General features: G+C 38.2%; 18 protein-coding genes, 2 tRNA genes, 1 other RNA gene and 2 pseudogenes. 9 read left to right on the top strand and 14 right to left on the bottom strand.

The genetic code is table 11. The annotated features are described in order from the left end of the window. Window positions 1-208 precede the first annotated feature (208 nt). Entirely contained in the window at window positions 209-646 is a 438-nt protein-coding gene (locus H3T75_RS09905) for a MerR family transcriptional regulator (protein WP_084552776.1), read from the bottom strand. A 134-nt stretch (window positions 647-780) separates the two neighbouring features. Here H3T75_RS09905 and lepA point away from each other — a divergent pair, with 134 nt between their 5' ends. From lepA to modD, 4 genes and pseudogenes are all read left to right on the top strand, one after another. Next, window positions 781-2,577, top strand: a complete 1,797-nt coding sequence (gene lepA / locus H3T75_RS09900; RefSeq protein WP_198211631.1) for a translation elongation factor 4 — start codon at window positions 781-783, stop codon at window positions 2,575-2,577. Window positions 2,578-3,244: 667 nt separating this feature from the next. After that, on the top strand, window positions 3,245-5,077 hold the full coding sequence (locus tag H3T75_RS09895; RefSeq protein ID WP_198211630.1) for an ABC transporter ATP-binding protein: 1,833 nt from the start codon (window positions 3,245-3,247) through the stop codon (window positions 5,075-5,077). Beyond that, window positions 5,070-6,803: an ABC transporter ATP-binding protein gene (locus H3T75_RS09890; RefSeq protein ID WP_198211629.1), complete on the top strand. Its 1,734-nt coding sequence runs from the start codon at window positions 5,070-5,072 to the stop codon at window positions 6,801-6,803. The genes H3T75_RS09895 and H3T75_RS09890 overlap by 8 nt, the downstream gene beginning before the upstream one ends. Window positions 6,804-6,900: 97 nt before the next feature. Then, window positions 6,901-7,746, top strand: a pseudogene (modD, locus tag H3T75_RS09880) (ModD protein). A gap of 136 nt (window positions 7,747-7,882) precedes the next feature. Here the strand turns inward: modD and trpE are convergent. From trpE to recA, 6 genes are all read right to left on the bottom strand, one after another. After that, window positions 7,883-9,358: an anthranilate synthase component I gene (gene trpE / locus H3T75_RS09875; protein ID WP_198211626.1), complete on the bottom strand. Its 1,476-nt coding sequence runs from the start codon at window positions 9,356-9,358 to the stop codon at window positions 7,883-7,885. A 3-nt stretch (window positions 9,359-9,361) separates the two neighbouring features. Beyond that, entirely contained in the window at window positions 9,362-9,706 is a 345-nt protein-coding gene (locus tag H3T75_RS09870) for a YkgJ family cysteine cluster protein (protein WP_198211625.1), read from the bottom strand. Window positions 9,707-9,782: 76 nt separating this feature from the next. After that, on the bottom strand, window positions 9,783-11,354 hold the full coding sequence (locus tag H3T75_RS09865; RefSeq protein ID WP_198211624.1) for a hypothetical protein: 1,572 nt from the start codon (window positions 11,352-11,354) through the stop codon (window positions 9,783-9,785). Window positions 11,355-11,398: 44 nt separating this feature from the next. Continuing rightward, window positions 11,399-12,484 carry a hypothetical protein gene (locus H3T75_RS09860; protein WP_198211623.1) on the bottom strand — a complete coding sequence of 362 codons (1,086 nt, stop codon included), beginning with the start codon at window positions 12,482-12,484 and terminating at the stop codon, window positions 11,399-11,401. Between the two features lie 63 nt (window positions 12,485-12,547). Further along, window positions 12,548-12,685 carry a hypothetical protein gene (locus tag H3T75_RS09855; protein WP_198211622.1) on the bottom strand — a complete coding sequence of 46 codons (138 nt, stop codon included), beginning with the start codon at window positions 12,683-12,685 and terminating at the stop codon, window positions 12,548-12,550. 905 nt (window positions 12,686-13,590) lie between these two features. Next, a complete protein-coding gene (recA, locus tag H3T75_RS09850; protein WP_037392494.1) occupies window positions 13,591-14,640 on the bottom strand; it encodes a recombinase RecA in 1,050 nt (349 codons plus the stop codon). Window positions 14,641-15,070: 430 nt separating this feature from the next. Here recA and H3T75_RS09845 point away from each other — a divergent pair. The 3 genes and pseudogenes from H3T75_RS09845 to H3T75_RS09835 form a co-directional block, all read left to right on the top strand. Next, a pseudogene (locus H3T75_RS09845) lies at window positions 15,071-16,307 on the top strand (DEAD/DEAH box helicase); the annotation flags it as partial. A gap of 295 nt (window positions 16,308-16,602) precedes the next feature. Continuing rightward, window positions 16,603-16,700, top strand: an RNA gene (gene ffs / locus H3T75_RS09840) — signal recognition particle sRNA small type. Window positions 16,701-16,818: 118 nt separating this feature from the next. Beyond that, entirely contained in the window at window positions 16,819-17,547 is a 729-nt protein-coding gene (locus H3T75_RS09835; protein WP_198211621.1) for an SIMPL domain-containing protein, read from the top strand. 105 nt (window positions 17,548-17,652) lie between these two features. Here H3T75_RS09835 and H3T75_RS09830 read toward each other — a convergent pair. Together H3T75_RS09830 and H3T75_RS09825 are read right to left on the bottom strand one after the other, a co-directional pair. Further along, window positions 17,653-17,727 (bottom strand) — tRNA-Glu (locus H3T75_RS09830). 7 nt (window positions 17,728-17,734) lie between these two features. Further along, window positions 17,735-17,811 (bottom strand) — tRNA-Arg (locus H3T75_RS09825). Between the two features lie 237 nt (window positions 17,812-18,048). Between H3T75_RS09825 and H3T75_RS09820 the strand changes: the two genes are divergently transcribed. Continuing rightward, window positions 18,049-19,467 (top strand): PolC-type DNA polymerase III, encoded by a 1,419-nt coding sequence (locus H3T75_RS09820; RefSeq protein ID WP_198211620.1) that lies wholly within the window; start codon window positions 18,049-18,051, stop codon window positions 19,465-19,467. A gap of 68 nt (window positions 19,468-19,535) precedes the next feature. On the opposite strand, the gene H3T75_RS09815 is transcribed toward H3T75_RS09820, so the two are convergent. From H3T75_RS09815 to thiL, 3 genes are all read right to left on the bottom strand, one after another. Beyond that, window positions 19,536-20,087 (bottom strand): ZapG family protein, encoded by a 552-nt coding sequence (locus H3T75_RS09815; protein ID WP_198210356.1) that lies wholly within the window; start codon window positions 20,085-20,087, stop codon window positions 19,536-19,538. A gap of 131 nt (window positions 20,088-20,218) precedes the next feature. Further along, the gene (locus tag H3T75_RS09810; protein ID WP_370524692.1) at window positions 20,219-20,770 is read right to left on the bottom strand and encodes a phosphatidylglycerophosphatase A; all 552 of its coding nucleotides are present in this window, start codon (window positions 20,768-20,770) and stop codon (window positions 20,219-20,221) included. Then, the gene (gene thiL, locus H3T75_RS09805; protein ID WP_198210354.1) at window positions 20,754-21,716 is read right to left on the bottom strand and encodes a thiamine-phosphate kinase; all 963 of its coding nucleotides are present in this window, start codon (window positions 21,714-21,716) and stop codon (window positions 20,754-20,756) included. The genes H3T75_RS09810 and thiL overlap by 17 nt, the downstream gene beginning before the upstream one ends. A 417-nt stretch (window positions 21,717-22,133) precedes the next feature. Here thiL and H3T75_RS09800 point away from each other — a divergent pair, with 417 nt between their 5' ends. Further along, window positions 22,134-23,330, top strand: a complete 1,197-nt coding sequence (locus tag H3T75_RS09800; RefSeq protein WP_198211634.1) for a pyridoxal-dependent decarboxylase — start codon at window positions 22,134-22,136, stop codon at window positions 23,328-23,330. Window positions 23,331-23,574: 244 nt separating this feature from the next. Here the strand turns inward: H3T75_RS09800 and H3T75_RS09795 are convergent, their stop codons facing one another. Then, window positions 23,575-24,474 carry a LysR family transcriptional regulator gene (locus H3T75_RS09795; protein ID WP_078474528.1) on the bottom strand — a complete coding sequence of 300 codons (900 nt, stop codon included), beginning with the start codon at window positions 24,472-24,474 and terminating at the stop codon, window positions 23,575-23,577. 22 nt (window positions 24,475-24,496) lie between these two features. Further along, complete coding sequence (cyaY, locus tag H3T75_RS09790; RefSeq protein ID WP_078474527.1) at window positions 24,497-24,820, bottom strand: iron donor protein CyaY; 324 nt, start codon at window positions 24,818-24,820, stop codon at window positions 24,497-24,499. Window positions 24,821-24,849: the final 29 nt, after the last annotated feature.

Here is a 24,849-nt window from a genome sequence, read left to right as displayed (position 1 = left end):
AGAAGGCGAACTATACGCCTCCACAAATCCCCTGTCAACTCCTGCCTGCATTTATTTTTGACTTCCTCCTCATTCAACTGTTTTTCCTGAGTTTATTTTTGGTGCCTTTGACTCAGTTTTGCGGTTTTATTTGACTCCACTATCTGCCGATAGGGATGATGACTTGTTTATAGCCTCTATTCCTTTTACTTGTGACTAGATGACTGTACTATTTATCCGGGTCTTTTTTGAGTTTAGCATTTTCATAGTATTCTTTTTTAAATCTCAACAATGCTATTTGCTTTTTTAAGGTTTCCATTGTGTCGAGCAGCTTTTGTTCTTGCTGGCTAATTATATTCAGCCGCTGATCCAGTGTTTTGTCTCCTTGCAAACAGAGCTCTACATAGTGTTGAACATCTTTTATGGACATATTGGCGTTGCGTAAACACTCGATTAATTTTGCCCATTGTAAATCTGCATCTGAAAAAAATCTTTTGTCATGCTGATCTCTCTGTAAGAACGGGAATAGATTAAGGGAATCGTAATAGCGCAGAGTATGTGCTGATAATCCAAGAATTTGGGCCGCTTCGGTTACGGAATATTTAGGTTTGAGGCTTAACTGCCCATTATTGGCTATTGATAAAATACAATCCTGTAAATCCACCATTTTTTACCTCTTTAGTTTTATAAATCAACAAAATATCACAATTAGTAAAGACGGGATATTAAGCTTGACTTCGAGTTACTCTAATTATTACATTTAATTCCTATTAAATGAATAAAATCTGAAAGAATGGGAATATGAACCTAAATAATATTAGAAACTTTTGTATTATTGCTCATATTGATCATGGTAAATCTACGCTGGCTGACAGGTTAATTGAAATGACAAAAACGGTCAGCGAAAGAGAAATGAAAGAGCAATTATTAGATAATATGGAGCTTGAAAGAGAGCGTGGTATTACTATTAAGCTCCAGACTGTGCGAATGTACTATCAAGCCGAAGATCAGGCTGAGTATGAACTTAATTTGATTGATACGCCCGGTCATACTGACTTTGCCTATGAAGTTTCCCGCAGTTTAGCCGCTTGTGAAGGGGCATTATTGGTGATTGATGCCACACAGGGAGTGCAGGCTCAGACTATTGCTAATTTAAAATTAGCGCAGGAACAGAATTTAACGATTATTCCGGTTATCAATAAGATTGATATGCCAAATGCGGATGTAGAACGTGTTACCAAAGAGCTCGAAGAGCTGGATGGGATTAATCTAGACAATATTATATTGGCTTCGGCCAGAACAGGGGCCGGAGTCGATAATATTCTGAATGCTATTGTTAAAGAAATACCGGCACCTAGTGGTGAGCAGGATCGTCCTCTTCAGGCTTTAATTTTTGATTCGCATTACGATATGTATCGTGGTGTGGTTCTGCATGTCCGTATTTTCAATGGTTCGGTGGCTACTGGTCAGAAAATTAAAATGATCAAAAGTGAACTGGAGTTTGAAGCATTACAGATTGGTGTATTTTTGCCTGAAATGAGGTCTGTTGAAACGCTTGTTGCGGGCGAGGTAGGTTATATTTCTACTAATATAAAGGTGGTGTCCAATGTGAAAGTTGGTGATACTTTAATTGATATTAATGCACCAGACACTCCGCCCGTACCCGGATATAAAGATGTTAAACCCATGGTATATGCAGGCTTGTTTCCTATTAAAAATGAGGAACAGGAAAAGCTGCGCGATGCGATAGAAAAACTGGCTCTGAATGATTCGGCCTTTGTTTATCAACAAGAAAATTCTCTGGCACTTGGCAGTGGCTTTCGATGTGGCTTTCTAGGTATTTTGCATATGGAAATTATTCAGGAAAGACTGGAACGGGAGCATGGTATTGAAATTATTTCTACGTTTCCCAGTGTTGAGTATCGAGTAACGCTTACTAATGGCCAGATAATAACGGTAAATAATCCGACATTGTTACCGAGTTTTGAAAAAATAGCTTCCATTGAAGAACCTTTTATCGAATCAGCCATTATTATTCCTGTGGAAAATATTGGCGAAATTATGAATCTGTGCCAGGAAAAGCGAGGTATATTCGTTGATATGACCTACCTCAATAACAAAATGGCGGAACTATTTTTTAAGCTGCCGATTTCTGAAATTGCCTATACTTTTTTCAATTCATTAAAATCCATCACGCATGGTTATGCTTCAGTTGATTACCGCGACAGATGTTATATTACGTCTGATCTAGTGAAAATGGATATCTGGCTGAATGATGAAATAGTAGATGCATTTTCATTTATTTTACCGCGCAGCAGTAGTTATGAACGCGGTAAGCAAATAGCTCTGAAAATGAAGCATGTGATTCCGCGTAAGTTATATCCCATGCCAGTTCAGTCTGTGGTTGAAAACAGAGTTATTGCGCGTGAGGATATTCCGCCCTTACGCAAAAGCGTAACCGGAAAAGGATATTCCGGCTCTCTATCCAAAAAGAGAAAAATTGCTAAAAATATAAAAGATAATAAAGTCAGACAACGTAAGTTTGGCGGTGTAGATATTCCTCAAGCTGCGTTCCATGCGGTGCTGGATATTAGCTGATAAGTATCTATCTCTGTCAATTTAAAACTAAGAGGGTATGCTTTTTCTATACCCTCTTAGTTTTTCTACAGCTATTAAAATAATACTTTGAGTATTAACTGTTTTAGCTTACATTTTTTGTACCTGAATTTCATTCAGATAGATATCCTTTTCAGGTAAAGGTTATATACGACAAAATTATCAATGGTTATATACCAGATAGATATAGCTTATGAAATGAGAACATCACTGGCAATCTGTTATCTTTATTAGGAATTATTGACAACTAAAAACAAAATAAATTGTCATGAATTAATCAAATAGAGTTCATTAAATATCGTAGAACAATTTTTAATATATTCTCTCGTTTCATTCAGAAATCTATTTTAGAACGGGATCAAAAAATAAATTCTTATAGTGCAATAAAAAAAAACTCTGCTCGGTAATTTAACTGAGTTAATTATTTAATCAACTGTTCGTCATTAGGATAGTTTTAAGAAGTAGAGCAATCTTTTCCATTATGGTCATGTATCAGCTCAAAATCATGGCCCAGTGCAAAATTTGTTGCACTAAAGGCCTACTATTTTATTAACAAACTTCATAATATTGTTTGTTTTATAAAAAGAATTGTTATTTTATACATAATAAATGATAATGATTATTATTACTTCAATAAGGTGCTCATTTAATGAAACCGTGTAATTACAGTCCTGCTTCTCGACTTTGGCAACTCACCTTTAAAAATAAAATTTTAATTATTATATCTTGTTTATTTTCAGTTTTAAGTGTTGCTACTGCTTTTATCCCTTTTATTTCGGTTTATTATATTGTTTACGAAATAATAATGAGTTTAGTCAATAAGGACGTATTAAATAACGGGCTTATTATTCATTATGGTTGGCTGGCTTTTATTGCGGCTGCATTGTCGCTATTTTTTAATTTCCTTGCACTCTGCTTCTCGCATATTGCTGCGTTTAAAACGCTTTACTATTTGAAATATAATTTCGTTCGGTATTTATCATATTTACCATTAGGATTTTATACTGAACATTCGAGTGGAGAGTTACGAAAAATCGTTGATGATGATATTGAAAAGATAGAAATTTTTATTGCTCATCAACTCCCTGATATGGTTGGTTCGTTTGCGACTCCGATTATCATTTTAATTATTTTAGCTGTTTTTGACTGGCGTTTAGGGTTGGCAACGCTGGTACCCATTATTTTGGCTTATATTGTTTTGATAAGCGGCTACCGTCGTAAAGATATTAAAAACCATATGCAGGAGTTTCAAAATCGACTCATTGATATGAGTAATGCTTCAGTTGAATATATTCGTGGTATTGCTGTTGTAAAAGCTTTCAATCAAACTTTTTTCTCATTTAAACGCTTTTATGAGTCAATCAAAGCGTATCAAGTATTTTGCCTTAAGTTTACTGATTGTTTTAAATATCATATGGCATTTTTTCTACTGATATTAAATAACATCTATCTTTTTATTCTCCTAGTAATAATTTTCTTACTCGGTTCTGTAGATAATTATGCAAATTTTATCTTAGCTTCTATTTTTTATTTAATTTTCTCACTGGCATTACCAGCGCCTTTTTTAAAACTGATGTATGTTTCACAAGGCCTTCAAAAAGCAATTAAAAGCGTTGAAAATATGGATAGTGTTTTAAACGTAAAACCTTTAGCTGAACCCGAATCTGGTTTAGAAGTAAATCGTTATGATATTGGTTTTAATGATGTCACTTTTGCCTACAATAAGATTCAGGGTAGTGAGGCTTCAGAGAATAATGCGCTAAGTCACATTTCGTTTACGGCAAAACAAGGAACAACTACTGCTCTGGTTGGGCTTTCCGGCAGTGGTAAAAGTACAGTCTCATTGCTTATTCCTCGCTTCTTTGATCCTGATGAAGGTTCGATAACGATTGGTGGTGTAGATATTAAGCAAATGAAAAGTGAGTATTTATTGTCGTTAGTGAGTTTTGTGTTTCAGGATGTTTTTCTCTTTAAACAAACTATTTTAGATAATATTAAAATCGGCAAACCCGATGCCCGGTTAGATGAAGTTATTGCCGCCTCCAAAGCTGCACAATGTCACGAATTTATTGAAAAGCTGCCAGACGGCTATCAGTCGGTAATAGGTACTAAAGGATTGCATCTTTCAGGCGGTGAAATGCAACGTTTAGCAATCGCCCGCGCATTACTAAAAAACTCACCTATTTTAATTCTTGATGAAGCCACTTCTTTTGCTGATCCTGAAAATGAATACAAAATTCAGCTTGCCTTGAAAGTTTTGATGCAGGGTAAAACCGTTATTATGATTGCTCATCGTTTATCAACAATAAAAGATGCAAATCAAATTGTGGTATTAGATAAAGGTCGAATTGTTGAAAGAGGAACGCATGAGCAGCTAATTGATAAGCATCATACCTATTACAAAATGTGGCAATACTATAAGCAAACATTAAATTGGCAAATGCATCAGTCTGGTCAAGATGATGAGGTGGCATATGTTTAAAAAATTATTGATGTTGTCTGATGCAGAGAATAAAAATCTTAATCAAGCTATTATCGCCTGTATCATCTCTAATTTGACATTAATGTTACCGTTTGTCATTTTATTGCAGATAATTATCCTGCTAATTAAGCCATTAACTGACCAAATTCCTGTAAATATAAATTACTTATGGATTATGGCGGGAGCAGGCGTAGTTTCAGCCTTATTATTCTTATTTTGTTATAAAAGAGAATATGAAAAAACTTATGCTAATGCTGTTAGTCAGGCTGCCAATACCCGAATTGAAGTTGCTGAAAAAATCCGCAAACTACCGCTTAGTTTTTTTAATCGAAAAGATCTTTCTGAACTTACGGCTAATATTATGGGTGATTGTGCCGTTATTGAGAACATGCTTAGCCATGTGATACCTCAATTAATCGGCTATTCAATCAGCAGCCTGATAACTTGTTGTTTATTAGCATTTTATGATTGGCGGATGGCTGGTGCTATTTTTTGTACTCTGCCGATTTCTATTATTATTGTTGTTATTGGTAAAAGACTTGAACAAAAATTTGGTGAAAAACATGTTCAGGCTAAATTAATTGTTTCCGACGAAGTTCAGGAATATCTGGATGGTATCAAAATTATCAAAGGTTACGGAATAAGTGGTAAAAAATTTCAACGCCTGGATAAAGCCCTTAAAAAAATGATGTGGGCATCAATTAAGTTTGAAGGAATAGGAGGAATTATTGTCACTTTGTCTACTATGACACTACAAGTCGGTTTAGGCATAGTGGTTTTACTCGGTGTTTCGCTGATGGTTTCTGGTAGCTTAAATCCAATTACTTTTATTGCTTTTGTTATTATCAGTTCACGAATTTATAGCCCTCTGATTTCTATTTTGACATTATTACCCGAGCTGTTTTATATGCTTGTTTCCATCGATAGAATGAGAAGTTTACAATCTGAGTCTATTATGGAAGGAAAAGAAGATGTGACTTTTGCTAATCATACTATCAATATTGATCATGTTAATTTTTCCTACAATCAAATAAACGTTATTAATAATTTAAGCTGCACTATTCAAGAAGGAAAAATGACAGCATTAGTTGGACCATCAGGCAGTGGTAAAAGTACTTTATTACAATTGATTGCGCGCTTTTGGGATGTAAATTCGGGGAGGATTACCATTGGTAATCTTGATATTAAGCAAATTGACCCTGAAACCTTGATGCATTCAATGGCTTTTGTTTTCCAACAGGTGGTATTGTTTGATGATACGATTATGAACAATATTCGCATCGGAAGGCATAATGCATCTGATGAAGAAGTCAAACTTGCCGCTAAAATAGCCAGATGTGATGAACTAATTGCCCGATTACCAGATGGCTGGAATACCTTAATAGGTGAAAACGGCAGTAAATTATCGGGCGGTGAAAGGCAACGAATCTCAATTGCCAGAGCATTATTAAAAAATGCTCCTATTATTTTGCTTGATGAGGCTACCGCCTCATTGGATCCTGAAAATGAGATTTATATTCAGGAAGCAATCGCCAGTCTGGTCAAGGACAGGACTGTAATCGTTATTGCTCATCGTTTAAAAACGATTATCGGTGCGGATAATATTATTGTTCTGGATAAAGGCTCAATTGCGGAACAAGGTAATTACCGAGACTTGATGAGCAATAATGGTTTATTTACTAAGCTTTATAGTTTTCAAAAACAAGCATTATCTGTTAATTATTGATTAATTATTTTTCTCATATTTATCGGTATATGCTATAGCGACATAACTGATAAGAAACAGGCGCAGGTTGCAGTTATTCATTTAACGGGGAAATACCATGTTTTATTTATCTGATGCTGAACTGGATAAACTATTGCTTGATGATATCGCTTATGGTGATTTAACCACCCGTGCTTTAGGTTTTGGCCGGCAGGCTGGAAAAATGACACTCTGTCGCCAGAAAGCTGGCAGGGTTAGTGGTGTGGCCATTGCAGCCAGGCTGTTGCAGAAGCTTGGGCTGGAAGTAGTGATACAAGAATAAGACGGTACTGATGGTAATGCTGAAACCGTGCTGTTAACCGCTTTTGGTCAAGCTGAAAATCTGCATCAGGGCTGGAAGGTAGCACAGAATGTACTGGAATGGTGCAGTGGTGTAGCACAATATATGGCGCAAATGCTGGCAAGCGCACATGAGATTAATCCGCTGGTACAAATTGCCTGCACGCGTAAGAGTATTCCCGGTACGAAATCTCTGGCTATTGCTGCTGTAATAAATGGCGGAGGAATATTACATCGTGCCGGCACAGCTGAGTCTGTTCTGCTGTTTGCCAATCACCGCCATTTTTATGCGCAGCCGGATGATTGGGCTGCTATGGTAACGCGTTTAAAGTATGCTGCGCCGGAAAAGAAAATTATTGTCGAAGCAGATAATATCGAAGAGGCTTTCGCAGCACTGGCAGCCCAGGCAGATATTGTACAGCTGGATAAGTTTACGCCGGAAGAATTTGCACTGGTATTGGCAAAACAGCAAATATTAGCGCCAATGAGTTTATTGTCTGCTGCCGGTGGCGTTACTTTATTAAATATAGCGGAATATGTTCGTGCGGGAGCGCAATTACTGGTTACCTCTGCGCCCTATTATGCTCCGCCGGCAGATATTAAAGTGAAATTACAACCAGTTTAATGCTGATTTGTGATTTAAATGATTAGCTGATGATTTACTGCATAGTATTGGCGACGATATTTAACTATGGTTGATGGAATAGTTATAAATAATAGTGCATCAACCATAGTTAATTCTAAGTAACTAATTATCTGCTTTACTTATCCAGACCCTGCTGCACCATATGCGCCGCTCTGATTACTGCTCTGGCTTTATTTTGAGTTTCCTGCCATTCCAGTTCTTCATCTGAATCAAAGACGATACCGCCACCACTTTGTACATATAGTGTATTGTTTCTGACAACACCAGTACGAATAGCGATACATAAATCCATATCTCCGGAAAAACTCAAATAACCGGCTGCTCCGCCATAAACACCGCGTTTGTTTGGCTCCAGTTCTTCGATGATTTCCAGAGCACGCACTTTTGGTGCGCCTGAAAGCGTACCAGCCGGAAAGGTGGCAGCCAGTACATCCAGATTCGATGTTCCATCCTGTAATTCACCTTCAACATTGGATACCAGATGCATTACATGAGAATAGCGTTCGATAATCATTTTATCGGTAACTTTTACCTGACCGATTTTACTAATGCGTCCGACATCATTGCGTCCAAGATCAATTAACATGACATGCTCGGCCACTTCTTTAGGATCATTTATCAGATCCTGTGCCAGTGCCTGATCTTCGTCTGGTGTTCTGCCCCGAGGACGCGTTCCGGCAATAGGACGTACTGTAACGCTGCTTTGTTCACGTCTTACCAGAATTTCCGGAGAAGACCCTACCACATAGAAGTCGTCAAAATGATAATAAAATAAATAAGGGGAAGGATTCAAAGTACGCAGAGCACGGTACAGACTCAATGGATTATCGTAAAAAGGCATGCTGAGACGCTGACTGGGGACAACCTGCATACAATCGCCATTGAGAATGTACTCTTTCACCCGTTTAACATAATTTTTATATTGCTCTTCGCCAGTTTCTGCCACTGGCTCAGTTATTTCACTGCCAAGTGACAATGGCAACTGCACACTCTGACGCAGCGCGGTGCGTAACTCTTCTAAACGTGCTCTGGCCTGCTGATAACCATCTTTTTTACTGGTATCGGCATAAACAATCAGATAAATTTTGCCTGATAAATTATCCACAACCGCCAGCTCTAAGGAAAGCAGCAGAAAAATATCGGACACTCCAATCGGATTAGGTTTGTCTGCCTGCTTCAGCCGGTGGGCTATCTGTTCAAAGTGATAAATGGTTTCATATCCGAAATAACCTACCAATCCGCCTGTAAATCTTGGCAAGTCAGGAATATCAGGAGTTTTATATCTGTTCTGAAATGTTTTAATGAATTCCAGTGGATTACCTTGATGCGTTTCTATTAGCTGATTTTTCTGGTATACCCTTGTGTTTTGTCCGGATATTTTAATATAGGTATCACAGGGCAAACCGATAAAAGAATATCGACCAAAACGCTCACCATTTACTACCGACTCCAGCAAATAGCTGAATGGTTTATTTGCCAGTTTCAGATAAAGTGACAATGGTGTATCCATATCTGCCAGCACTTCCTGTACTAATGGAATATGAGTATAGCCGGCAGTCATTTGTTGCTGATATTCAGCTAAAGTGATCATGATTTATGCTTGGTGTTGTTTAAAAGGTGTGGTTTCTGATTGGAAATTTTTACAAATAGTACTATTTTCCCTTTCAACATCATAACTTAAATCCGCTTTAAAAGCATTTATCAGATGCATATCTGAAGTAATGGAATGGTCTCTAACTCTGCAACTCATTTCCGTATTATCAATGGTATTGCTTATTCCATAAGCAATTACCTTTCTTTTAACTATACAACTATATTTATTTTTATAATTTTTTATATATTGCTCATCTACTCGACAAATATCTGGACGTACATCATAAATACGACATAATTTTAAATGCTGATTATAAGCAATACAAATACCATCTCCTCTATCCAAAAATTGGGTTTCTAGTGATAAATTTACATGACAACAACACATGCCACATTTGTCACAGGAAAATGTGTTAAAAAACTCATAATGAATTTAACCACGATTTTACGGAATCAGTATTTCCCTTTTCATATGGTAATTTAATATTTCGTTCCTTAATTTCCTCTTCTAGTATAAAACTTCGTTCAAGTTCATTATTTACTGAAGATAGTCGTAATGAAAAGGCATCAAGTTTTTCAGTATCAATATTAAATTCTAATTGGTAAAGTTTTAATAGATAACAGTCTAATTCTTTATTAACTTCACGATAAAAATTAAGTCTTTTAGTGCTGTTATCAGAGAATTTATCTAAAAATGACCAAATCTTCTGACAAACTTCGCCATTTTCAAGATAATAAGTTACCCCTAATGTAATAATTCCCGTAACTAAGGTGCTACAAAAAGCGGCTATTTCTGCACCAAAAGGGAATGTACTAACTTGAGATAACATTGAGTTAATCATTACACCACAAGAAATAGCAATTCCTGCACCAACAATTTTACCTACTTCTTTTATTAATTGACCTAGAGGTAATGATTGAGGGTTAAAAAATATTAATTTAATTGCTTGTACTAAGTTCCCCCAAATTTCTCGAAGTATCTTCACAATCTGTTTTTGCGTTGTAAAAAAAATATTAATCAAGGTTGTATTAATGCTTGATAACACTCCACCTATTGCAGAATCTTTAAAATCTATAAAAAATGTATGGAACTTCTTTTTAATTCTATCCCATATATTGTTAAATGTACTCGTTAAATCATTTATAAAACCATTGATGGTAAAATCTTGACGATTTTTTTTATATATAGCAGGAATTGATTCTTTTAGTTCAAACCACGCTTCAGCCAAAATCAGCCCCAGCATTTGCCTTGTAGCCATTTTAAAACCTGAAATAACAGCCTGTTTAGTAATATTTTTTACAAATCTACTACTGGTATAATATTTACGATTTATCTTGTGATCATAATCTGCTCTCGCTTTTTCATCGATTTTTTTCATCTTTGCTAAATCAGCATTATCTATATTTTCTAATTTTTTTAATTCCTTTTGTTCTTGTTCGGTTAAATGAGGTTTATTTTTGAGTTCAGCTATTTTCTGTTGATTTTCAATACGCTTATTCTGTAGTTTCAGAATAAACTGCTCCATCGGCTTATCTTGCTTCTTTTTATTAATATTTTCATTAGTAAAACAAAGATTTGATTCAGCATTTGCTAAATCTTCCCCTCTCATATCGGCTAAAATTCTTCCTGCATCATCATGGATCTCATTTCCAGATATAACGTGATCTAGATTCTTTTTATCATTAATACTAAAAACATTATCTGTATATTCATCATATAACTCCCCTTGTTGATGAGCAATTTTACCTTGCTTATTTGTTGCAATATAATTAGGGTGTGAATGATATTTATGAGAATCATATTTCCCTCGATTATCATATTGCTCTTTTTCCTTTTCAGTCGCGTAAATCCCTTTTCTCACATTATGGATGGTATCGACATCACCACCATCTTTATCTTCAAATAATAAAAAATCTAATCCGAAAGAGGTTGCTAGTGATTTAACAATAATTTGATGAAGCTCTTGACTCCAGTCTATTTCAGCTTTATACATGATCCTTCCTTATAAAAAGCCGGAAAATATCCGGCGATATATAATTATTTTGATAAAATTTCATCATATTTTTTAGACTGTTCAGATAAAACTGAATCTAAAATAGTTTTATTAAGTACGCTACCTCCGTCCTCATCTGTGACAAATTGTACTTGCCCATCTTCAATAACCGCTTTTCCATCTTCATCAACTTGGGATTTAAAAATCGGAGTAGTAATAATCTCAGTCATAATAGCTGCCAATGCATAACCGTTATCAATTTTTTGAAGACATTCTTTAGATTCATCAATTGAGATATCTTCCCCTTGATGACGCTTCATAATAGTTTGATGCATTGCTTTTAAGGCATCGAAATATTCAATAAAAGTATTATTAATAGAAGTCAGTGATAGATTTATTCGTTGTATATAATTAGTTATTTTGTTCAGTCGTACTTCGGCCAAGTTCATTTTTTCTAAGGCTTCATTAACTTTATTGTTTTGTTCTTCTGCATTCGCTAATGCTTTTTCTGCATGTATTGCATAAGCCCAACCAGCAACAGTTAAAATAGGGGCTGCTGCTACACCTAATACCATCGCACCACCAGCCATTCCCCAACCTCCAGCAGCAAGTGATCCACCTCCAATTGCAGCCATTGTTGCATTGTAGGCAGCGGCACCTGACAATGCTGCAATAGGGGTACCTGTTGATGCTGCAGCAAATGCCATCACTCCACTATAAACAGCAAAACTTGCAGCGGCACCGGTGGCGCCTGCAGCAGCAGCTGTCGCTAAAAATCCAGTCGTAGAAATAGAAAGATCACTAATTTTCTTTAATTGGTTTGATGGGATACTCAATTTTTGGTTTTTATAACCACTTTTTTCTAATTTTACTAATAATTCCTTAGCTAATTTTTCAAATTCACCAATTGATTGACCAATACTCAGTTCCAGAACATCTAGGTTATTTAGTGCTTCATTGGTATTCTGTTGTATTTTATCAAATTGTTCTTTTCTGTTATTATATTTTTCAATTGCTTTCATCTGAATTTCATTGGCTTCTTGCTTGGTTTTATGTCCATCATATGCTTTTTTTCCACCAAACGCTGTTGCCACAGCAGCAGCGCCAAAAATCAATAACGGTATTGGCATGCTATTTTCCTCATCTAAAATATAAATGTTAAGTTTTTTCACTACTATTTTTATCTACTGTTATTACTCAATTAAACTAGGGAACAACGCTTTTTTTCCAAAACTTCTAACCCATGCCATAAGTTTGGGTTCACTACATGTGGTAATCGTTAATGCAATATCACCATTATCTAGCTCCTCTAATTTTGTTGTTCCGCCCATGTTCGTTCTTTTATATAGTTTGAAACTTCCTTTCTAAACTGTATGGTAAAGGTGCGAGGTTCATGCCAAGGTAAACCAAAAGTGTTTGGGTCAGGAATAGTTAAATAAATTTGCTGTTTAATTAGATCTAATTTTTTTGATACGGTGAATGGCTAAACACATAGTATTGATTAGTTCTTTACCGGCATGGTTTGTACTGGCGCCAAAGACATATAAAGCATTATTCATTGCAATAAGTTTTTTAGGAATAAAATAATGATTTTTACCATTTGGATTATTATCGGATATATAATGAAGATGGCAAGAATAATGAGAGTTGATGCAAATTAATAAATTTTCGATGATCGAATCATGTGTTGAATAATCAATCTTTCCTTTACTAAAAAAACGATGGGTTTATTTGTATACGGAATTTTTTCAGAATCCTGCTCTAATAGCAGTGTCGATAATTTTAACATAGTTTGATCTAAACGCTTAAAAATCTCTTGTGGAATAAAAGCTTTAGAAAGTTCCTGACATAAACTTAGATAGTTTAGCTCCTGATAATCGAGTCCTAACATATTGTGGTGTTTAGCTTGCAAGCGGTACCATCGACGCTCGTTATCAAGTCCTGTTAGAAAACAGCTAGGAATTGATTATTCTATTTCATTTGCTAATCGCATAATTGTTTGTGCAGAACAATTTAGTTGTTTACTTAATTCAGACTGATAGTGGCATTTATCTTCTGAAAATAATATTTTGGTATATACGTAACAATTTTTGTCCAGGGCTACTATCTGAATCATGCTTTATTGCCATATTAAAAGTCCATATACTATCCAGAATTTTCCAGTCGATTTTTAACTCATATAAGCTAATAAAAAAGCTGCTTAGCGTAGCTAAGCAGCTTTTTAAAACAGACCCGTTTAGTCTTCGGCAGGCATTTCACCATCAGTATCATCCAACTGCCCTTCGGTATTCTGAGCAGTGATACCTACTTTATTGCGAATTTTAAGATTAATTTCGTCGGCTATTTCCTGATTATCTTTCAACCATTGACGTACATTGTCTTTACCCTGACCTATTTTGCTGCCATTGTAGCTGTACCATGCACCTGATTTTTCAACAATGCCTAGCTTAACGCCGATATCAATCAACTCACCTTCCCAGCTGATACCTTCGCCATACAAAATATCGAACTCAGCCTGTTTAAATGGCGGAGCTACTTTGTTTTTGATTACTTTAACGCGTGTTTCATTACCAATAACATCATCACCTTTTTTAATCTGACCGGTTTTACGGATATCCAGACGTACAGATGAGTAGAATTTCAGTGCATTACCACCAGTAGTGGTTTCAGGATTACCAAACATGACACCGATTTTCATACGAATCTGATTAATGAAAATAACCAGAGTATTGGTTTTTTTGATGTTACCAGTGAGTTTACGCAAAGCCTGACTCATCAGACGGGCCTGCAAGCCGACATGACTGTCACCCATTTCGCCCTCAATTTCAGCCTTGGGTACCAGAGCTGCAACCGAGTCAACAACAACCATGTCCACCCCGCCACTGCGAACCAGCATGTCACAAATTTCCAGAGCCTGTTCGCCGGTGTCAGGTTGTGATACCAGTAATTCTTCAACTTTTACCCCAAGTTTACGGGCGTAAATCGGGTCAAAGGCATTCTCAGCATCGATAAATGCACATACACCACCATCTTTCTGACACTGTGCTATGGCTTCCAAACACAGCGTGGTTTTACCGGAAGATTCCGGTCCGTAGATTTCTACGATACGACCACGTGGTAAACCACCTACACCCAGAGCCAGATCCAGTCCGAGTGAACCGGTAGAGATTACTTCGAGATTTTCATCGGTATGGCTGCCATCCATTTTCATGATGGAACCTTTACCAAAATTCTTTTCTATCTGCGCCAGTGCCGCAGCCAAAGCCTTGCTTTTTTCATCTGACATATTGATATGCTCGCTTGTACTGTATGATTAACTTAATAAACTTAATTATCTCATAAGCCTATGATTAGATGTTTAGCAAAAGCTTATTTATGCTATCTATTTGAATTATACGATTTTGTTATCTGTTACTTAGTAGCTGAATGCCCGTCTGCAAAAGGTTATACAAAGCTGTAATGACTTCATTCAAATGCTAATTTACGAATTTTTATTTAATTTTAGCCAGATAGCAGTCAAGTTTATAACGGGTTGATAAAGATGATACACTATTGGTTTACATTAGTGACTATTTTGTCACGATAACCATAACATCAATGATTACCATCTGCCGTTATGGTGCTTTTCTAAAAATAATGATATTTGAACAGTCATCTATTCTATCCAATTCGTAACAGTTGTATGTATTTGCAGACAACAACTGGAGGTTGTCAAAATGAATGCTTTTGCCAGCCTGGGTTTATCTCAGGAAATTGTTTCTGCGCTAACAGAACAGGGTTATCACGAACCTACACCTATACAGTATGCGGCTATTCCGAAAGCACTGGCAGGTATGGACTTACTTGCTGCCGCACAAACAGGCACAGGAAAAACTGCAGCCTTTATGCTGCCCAGTCTGGAAAGACTGAAACGCTATGCCAATACCAGTACATCTCCGGCAATGCATCCTGTGCGTATGCTGGTACTGACACCAACCCGTGAGCTGGCTGACCAGATTGATCAGAATGTACAGAGTTATCTGAAAAATCTTTCTTTACGCCAGACTGTGCTGTTTGGCGGGATGAATATGGAGATTCAGAAACAGGATTTACGTCAGGGCTGCGAGATTGTTATTGCCACAGTAGGACGTTTGCTTGACCACGTACAACAAAAGAATATCCAGCTAAACAAAGTAGAAATTGTGGTTCTGGATGAAGCAGACCGAATGCTCGATATGGGCTTTATTGACGATATCCGCAAAATCATGCAAATGCTGCCATCACAGCGTCAGACTTTACTGTTTTCAGCAACTTTTGCACCGGCCATTCAACGGCTCGCTCAGGATTTTATGCATAATCCGGAAAAAATTCAGGTAGCGGCACAAAATACCACTTCTGCCAATGTGGAACAGCATATTATTGCACTGGATAACGGACGCAAGCGTTCACTTCTGCAGCGGCTGATCTGTGATCTGAACATGAATCAGGTAATTGTATTTTGTAATACAAAGCAAAGTGTTGATCAGGTTAATCGCGAATTGAACCGCCGTGGGATAAGTGCACAAGCCATTCATGGTGACAAATCTCAGCAAACACGTCTGGAAACACTGGCACAATTCAAGGAAGGCAGTTTGCGTGTTCTGGTGGCCACGGATGTAGCGGCACGCGGTCTGGATATTGCTGAACTTCCGTTTGTCATCAATTATGAGCTACCTTTGAATGCCGAAGATTATGTACATCGTATCGGGCGTACCGGTCGTGCCGGCGCTGAAGGGGTAGCTATTTCCTTGATGGATGAGCAGGAACAAAAAGTATTTAATGCAATAAAAGAATTAACTCAGAATAACCTGCAAATTGAACGCATTGAAGGCTTTGAACCGCGCTGGTGGGAACAGGCACCCGCTGAAAATAAAGCGTCACAGACTTCTTCGGTTAAAGTTGAGAGTGATAAACCGCGTCAGCGCGAACGAGCAGCTAAAGCCAATCAGGCCAATGCAAATAATCAGACAGGCAGAACTCAGGATAGTAATGACGTAAGTGTCAGCTGTCAGCAAATTCCGGGACGTGCGCGCCGTTTCAGCCGTCATAATCATCCGCAATGCGCTCTGCTTCAACCGGATTATGGTGTACGTAAAACCAAAATCAGCCTTTAATTTTTGCGATTAATTATTTGAAATAGCTATTGTTTTAACAATAGCTATTTTTGTTTGTATTAAAATTAAGAAAATAGTTGGGAATTAGTCTAACTACCGGTATAATACCGCGCTGTGGCGGGTCTCCCCGCATGGTTATTTAGGACAACGGGTCAGGTGCGGAAGCAAGCAGCCCATCTTAAAGCGACCAGTGCCGGGGGTTTGGCTCGCCACCCTTATTTCTAAATTCTCTGTATATTCCTCATCTTTTCCCATTATTATCAAATAATTATTGTATTTAATCTGTCACCTTGCTAATCTGCTTTAATTATATTGTGACAAAGGTTTGTACAATGAACCGCCGCTTTATTTCATATATCATCATAGTATTACTATCTGTATATTCAACAAGTAGCAGTCTGGCAGAAGAAATAAAATTAAATTATGGTGTAGTAGAGCTGAGTGCACAGGCGTCGCAAACAGTTACCCGGGATGAAATGGTGCTGGTATTAAAGATTCAGCAACAGGGAGCGGACAGACAGCAGATCAGCAATAAAGTTACCAGTCAACTGAATCAGATTCTGGCTAATGCACACCGACATGCTGATTTTAATACCACACAATTAACGCGTGCGGTTGAGCCAAAATTTGATTATCAAAAAGATAAACGCATCGATAATGGCTGGCAAGACAGTGCTCTGATACAGATTAAAAGTACAAATTTAGTGGCTTTAAATCAGTTCGCTGCTACAGTACAGCGTCTGGCAACCATTGAAGCTATAAATTATCAGGTTGCGGATACAACACTGAAAAACTATGAAACAAAATTAACCCGACAGGCCATTGCCCATTTTCAGGAGCGTGCAACACAAATTACTCATGAACTAGGCGGTCATGGATACAAAATAGTGAATATAAATTTAGGCAATAGCCAGCCTACCCAGAATTATGCAGCCTATGCTCAACCTATGATGCTAAGCCGTACAGCCGGTTCTGCTCCGGTTCAGGATATTGCAGCCGGTGAAACTCGTCTCACATTAAACATTAATGGAAAAATTCAGATAACCGGACTACCTGAATAAAAAACCAGTCACTCTTACTTAAATTAGTTCAATACCTATATGAATTCTGAACAAAAATCTGGATAAAAGAAAAGCCAGCTTAAAAAGCTGGCTTTTCTTATTAACTGGCACGCCCACGGGGAATCGAACCCCGGTTACCGCCGTGAAAGGGCGATGTCCTAACCGCTAGACGATGGGCGCGGAAACTTGGTGCACCCGGAGCGATTCGAACGCCCGACCCTCTGGTTCGTAGCCAGATACTCTATCCAACTGAGCTACGGGTGCGAGAAAGATGTGCAGTATAGGTAACATCGGCATTACTGTCAAGACCAGTCATAATTAAAAAATGGCAATATTAAGCAATATACTGTTTTATCGACAGATAAATTCATATTTAAATTCTGGAGACCTGCATAGATAGTGTTTATATAAATTCATTAAGCTTTTTAGTATAAAGGCATTATTCCATAACCTGCATTTTAGTATAGAATGACTATTTTTTAAGCGTTAGTTATTTGCGTCATGAGTATTGTTACCAACGATGACGCCGCTGCATTTGCCGAGCTGGCAGCGGTTTTTTGTACGCTGCCTCTGCCTGTTGCCATAGTCGATCTTGAAACCACTGGTGGCCATTTCGCTCAGGACCGGATTACTGAAATTGCTATTTTACGTTTTCATCAGGGTTGTATCAGCCGACATCAATGGCTGGTTAATCCGCAGCAACCCATCAGCGATTTTATTACTAAGTTAACAGGTATCAGCAACGAAATGGTGCAGGATGCACCGAGCTTTACCGACATTGCAGGTGAGCTTCTACCTTTACTGCGCGGGCACCTTCTGGTCGCACATAATAGTCGCTTTGATTACACTTTTTTGCGTCATGCTTTTGCACGCAATAATATTAATTTTGCAGCACCAACACTTGATACGGTCCCCTTTTCACGCAAATTATACCCGCAGCATTTTAAACATAATCTCGATGCCATTATTGCACGTTTCGAGATTAATCTGAATGCAGCCGACCGCCATCGTGCCATGGGTGACGTTCTTGCTTTAACTGAGTTTTTACAGCGCAGCTTGCGTGAGCATGATAATGCCCTTTGGCAGTCTCAGTGGCGGGCAATGATTAAACCGGGTTATTTCCCTGCATGGCTTAAACCTGAATTACGTCAGCAATTATATGCACTGCCAGACAGCTCCGGGCTTCTGTTACAACATACTCCGAATCAGCCTGAATCTTTAATGATAGTGGAACGGGCTTTTACCGATGTATGTCTACAGTTTCAGCGCCAAAATACACAAAGCTACTGGAAAAATACTACAGAAATTAATTTTATTCCCGCAGTCAGCTCTTTGCATGCATTATGGCTATATGGTTACTATCAGTTACACCCACAAACACAGACACATTTATCTAAATCTTCCTCACCTGCTAACTGGTATACGGTTTCTTTTGTAGCCAATCAGCGCAGACAATTACAGGCAAGAATTATTCGGCTACAGGAAGGAATATTGCGATATCCGCCTTACGGATTATTTGCTCATCCGCGTGCAGCAAAACGTGCATTATCTGACTGGGCACGCCGCTATGATCTGTGCCCAGCGGTACTGGATATTCTGCCGCAAAGCATCAGCACTCATGAGCCTTGTCCGAAACAGGCTGCTCATTTATGTGATGGTCACTGCCGTAAAGAAACAGCTATAGCAGACCAAAATGACAAAGTTATCCAATATGCGCCATTATTACCGGTTTGCGACTGGGGCAAATGGCATCAGATACGTGTTACTGAAACAGATGCCGTAACTAATACGAATGTGACGATTGAGGCTCAGGCAGGCTGTATCCGGCTGGATGACCAGCACTGGTATTTTCATCCTCTTTTACCTAAACTACTTAAACAGAGATTGAAAAAACCGGAAAATATCGAATTTATACGCTAATTAAAATAAAAATCAGGCTGTAGCAAAAGTTTTGCTACAGCCTGATTTTTTAATGCATTAAACCCTAATCAGGATTTACTCTGTTGTAGATCAACTGATTTTTCTGTTGGCCCACCGTCACGTGTAGTATTTTTGCTTTTAGGACGTGTCAGCTGCTCGTGGCTATGTATCACGTTAGGACCGATACGATCAGGTACCTGATCCGGCATGCCGTTAATTGGGATGACGGCCGCTTGCATCACATCAGTATAAGGCAAGGTCGAATCCGCATCTGTTTGCGGATTTTTATTTTCTGAACTGGTCATAAATGCCAAAGTGACACTTTTATCAGCACGTTTCTGTAGCAGTTCCTGCAAAGTATTTTTTTCCATCAATTGCTTTGCATCAATATTGAGTTGTTGCAATACTTTTTCATAGCAGCGGTTTAACTCATCTACAGCACTGGCCGTATGAATAAAATGCTGGTCTACCTGCTGACGATAACTGTCAAAGCTGGCTTTAACTGACTGATATTGCTGATTCTGATTACTGCGCCGCAATAACAGCCACATCAGTCCCATACCAAGCACCAAACCGATTATTGCAGCAATTAATACATACAACCAAACCTGACCACTCATGCTGTTTTCCTTTTCCTGTTGAATATCATATCTGACATCAGCCCCATGCAGATTACTTTATCATTATGGTTAGCATAGCATAACGCATTCCGGATTATTATTGATTAAAGATTTAACTGTTTTATGCAATTTTATCTGAATATATTCAAGTTTGAATCATAAGATGATATACAGTATCCCGCCAGTAATAACACCAGTAAACTAAAAATTGCCGCAATCAAATCATCCAGCATAATACCGAAACCGCCGTGTACCCGGGCGTCAAACCAGCGAATAGGCCATGGTTTTACAGCATCGAAAAAACGGAAAATAACAAAAGCAGCCAGCCACCATATCCAGCCTGCCGGGATACAAAATAAAATCAGCATCATAGCAGCAATTTCATCCCAGACGATGCCTCCATAATCCTGCCGGCGCAATGCTTGTTCAGTATAATCACAAATAAATATACCAACCAGAAACAGCGACAAAGCAAAAATGATATTCAGCCACAGGGGTAATCCCAGCATAAGCCATAATGCGGCCAATGGAATGGCTGGTAGCGTCCCGAATGTTCCGGGTGCTTTCGGCGCTAATCCCGTACCAAAACCAAAACCCAGCCAGCATACCGGATGCCGGCACAACCAGCGCCAGGTAGGTGTTACCGGTGCAGTAGTCAAATCTTGTTCAGCCAAAATGGTCAAATCCTTGTTTAGATAAGCTGATAATATTGCCCGCATTATCTTTTAACTGCAATAGTCCTGATGCAGTAATAGCACCAATTCGTGTTACCGGTGTAACAGTCGTCTGAGCTGCGGTTAAAATTGCTTCACGTTGTACAGGAGGTGCAGTAAATACCAGTTCATAATCATCACCTCCGGCCAGCATCCATTGCCTTAATTGCTGCTCATCATCAGATATCTGCCGTAAAGTCTGTAAGCCGGGAATAGCATCGACATTCAACTGTGCACCCACCTTACTCGCAGCCAGAATATGTCCGAGATCCTGAGCCAGACCATCAGAAATATCCTGCGCAGCATGCGCAAGGGAGAGCAGCTGTCTTCCTAGTGCAACCCGCGGTTCCGGACGCAGACGTTTCTGTTCACACGTCTTATATACATCTGCGGGTAATTTTACTTTTCCCCAGTGCATATCCAATGCAGCGGCAGCCAGCCCCAACTGACCGGATACCCAGATATCATCACCGATTTTTGCGGCATCACGTCGCAAAGCCTGTCCTCTAGGTGCTTCACCAATAATATTAACATTAAATATCCAGTTACCTTTAGTGGTATCACCACCAATCAGTGTTACCCCAAAACGCGCAGCAAGAGCAAACAAAGCATCACAAAACGCTGTTAACCATTCTTTATTTAGCTCAGGCAGCGCCACACTAAGCAATGCCCAGCGTGGACTGGCTCCCATAGCGGCCATATCCGACAAATTAACAGCCAGTATTTTATGCGCCAGATCCCCCGGGGCAACATCCGGAAAAAAATGTGTTCCGCCTATCAGCATATCAGTACTGAAATGCAGATCATAGCCATTACGAGGTCTTATAATAGCGGCATCATCCCCAATACCCAGAATAAGTTGCTCATCCTGCTGCTGACGATATAAATATTGACGAATAAAATCAAATTCATTCACGATAGACAGACTTTAGAATACAAATCAGATTCAGATTTTAAGATGTCTGCCTGAATCTTTCCAGAAAAGTCTATTACCATAACCAGGCAGAGTTTATTGCCTTATCTAAAGATATCATTGCTTAGATTTAAAATAAATTTCTCCAATAATTAAAAAGTTATACAATCAATTCAAGATAAATCCATACAATAAATATATATGAATAAAATATTAAACAACAATTTAACTGCCATCCATAAACTATTAGAAAATACTTTTCATCAATCTATCGACTTTCTAAACAACCTCGACAGTATGCCAACATGTTGCCAATTAACTTAGCAACAGCAAAATAGTTTGCCGCAACTGAATCTACCAGAGCAAGGTTATGGCGGATTAGCGGCCTTAAATTAATTTAATACTCAGTTTAAAGAGTTTATTGTTGCTTCAGGCGGTCCCAGATATTGGGGGTATGTAACCGGAGGCAGTACACCGGCTGCAATAATAGGCGATATTCTGGCCACTATTTACGATCAGAATACTCAGGCTATCAGCGGCGAGGGAGATGTATCTGCACGTATCAAAATTCAGACAACTGATTTATTACTGGATTTATTCAATCTGCCAAGGGAATTTACCGGCGGATTTGTCACCGGCAAGACCATGGCAAATTTTTCTGCGCTGGCTGTGGCCAGACAATTGTTTGGTACTCAGTTTAAGCAGGATATTGCGGCTGATGGTTTAATAATTCTGTCACTGCCGGTTATATCGGCTACCCCTCATTCATCAGTATTAAAATCATTGGCTATGCTTGGTTTAGGCAGAAATAACTTAATTAATATTCCTACTCTTTCAAATCAGCGTGAAGCCATTAACGTAGCCAAATTAAAACTGTTTATTGAATATAATTTCCAGCACCAACCATTTATTCTGGTTTTAAATGCGGGCACAGCCAATACAGCTGATTTTGATGCTATTGCGGAAATTATGGAGTTGAAGCATAGCCATAACTGTTGGATACATATTGATGCCGCCTTTGGAGCATTTGCCGCCTGCTCTTCACACTATCCGCATTTACTCAATGGTTGGGAAATGGCTGACAGCATTGCCATAGATTGCCATAAATGGTTAAACGTACCTTATGAAAATGCCTGCTTTTTTATACGAAAAAAGCATTTCAGTTTTCAGTTTAACCAGTTTAAAAACAGCAGTGCTCCTTATCTGGAAAATCAACTGGAAAATTTTAACTTTATGAATATGTTGCCGGAAAATTCCATAAGACTAAAAGCATTACCAGTATTGTTCAGTCTGTTAGCCTATGGCAGAGAAGGGTATCGGTATATTGTGGATAATTCTATTAAGCTGGCTCAAGAATTTGGTAACTATATACGTAAAAGCAGCTATTTTGAATTATTGGCTGAAGTACATTTAAATATTGTCTGCTTTAAAGTTACTGCTGCATGCGATACCGCTGAATTTCTGCAAAAATTAAATAAAACCGGTCTTGTATTTATGACACCAACCACTTTTAATCATGAAAAAGGTATACGTGCAGTATTTGTAAACTGGCGAACTACTATTGAAGATATTAAATTAGTATGTTCATTAATTGAAAACATTATCAATAGTAAATAAAATCTATAAAGAGATAAATATTTTTTCCTAGGATAAAAACCATACATAATTCGTTTTTAATCCCATTTAACCTATAAAAATGTTTATCTTTTTTAGAAGTTATACATATTATTGGTTTAGCGTTTATCAGTCTTCTATTTTTGTTTAAATACTTACTTTAAATAAAAATTTACTTATTATTTATTGATTTGTAATTTTTTCGGCTAGCTATCTAATTTAAAGGGATACTTCGTTCTTAACTGCTTTAAGGCAACAGACCGCTTAACTCTCCCAGAAACCAGTTTACCCGTGGATCAGGCGTAGGACGGGTAACAGCAAAATGATTTACTATATTAGTCGCCTGCTGTGCCAGTAATGGCACCAGTTCACCTGTACGAACGTAAGGCTCAGCCATATCTTGTGATAAAAAACCAAGATGGCTGCCTGCGAGAATAAACAACAATGTTGCCCGCTCTTTATCTGCAGTAGCCGTAGTTACTCCGGCAGAAAAGCCGGCATTAGCCGGAAAATCAGCATAGGTACGTTTTACCCAGTGATATTCTTCAGCAAGCTGATTTAATGTTAAATCTTTAACTTTTGCAGCCGGATGTTCTGCATGACAATAAACATGCTCACGCTGCTCGAAAACTATCTGATATTGCAAATTTTTCAGCAGACTATAGTAATAGCCGATACCAAAATCCATCTGATTATTGGCAATAGCGGTTTCGATATCATGTGGCGCACAAATATCAATAGTCAGACGCAACTCCGGATAATGCTGATAGGCACTGGCAATTACCTGATTAAAAATACGCTGAAAATCAGGTGGTAAATACTCAACTAAGCCAATTCGCAACTTACCGGAAAGCACAGAACGATGCCATTTAATATTCTGTACTTCCCGATGAAACTCAGATGTTGCCTGTAAAAGTAATGTACAAGCTTCATATAATTGATGTCCGGCTTTAGTCAGCCCAAAACCGGAACGACCGCGTCGGCATAATATCACCCCCAGACTTTCTTCCAGGTGCGCCAAATGCATACTGATTGCCGATTGTGACATATTCAATCGTTTCTGTGCAGCAGTCACACCCTGACATTCAACAATGGCCACAAATGCCTGTAAAGCCTTCAAATCATGTTTAATCAAGGTATGCAACATCACTATTTCCCCTTATTAGAAATCAGCTCAAAACCGGAATTGATACGTCATCATCACAAGCGGCAGACAGCACCTGATTTAAGACCGCAAAAAATTCACTGCCATCCCGTGCTGAAAGCCATTGACCGTTCTTGCAGGCAAAATGATAACCACCACTTTTTGCTGCTATCCATAATTCCTGAGTGGCAGCATGCCGGTTTACAATAATCTGCTCTCCACTTTCTGCTTCAATTGTGAGTACATTTCCACCAGCTTCACAATCAAGATCCCAACCGCCTTCATCTATTTTTTCCTCAATATAGCCAAACAAATCATCACTATATTGCAAAAATTCACTTTCGGTCATCTTGCTTACCATACCCCTGCATTTTATTA

Source organism: Snodgrassella sp. W8135, assembly GCF_016101225.1.
Lineage (GTDB): Bacteria > Pseudomonadota > Gammaproteobacteria > Burkholderiales > Neisseriaceae > Snodgrassella > Snodgrassella alvi.
This window is presented reverse-complemented; position numbering and strand designations above follow the sequence as displayed.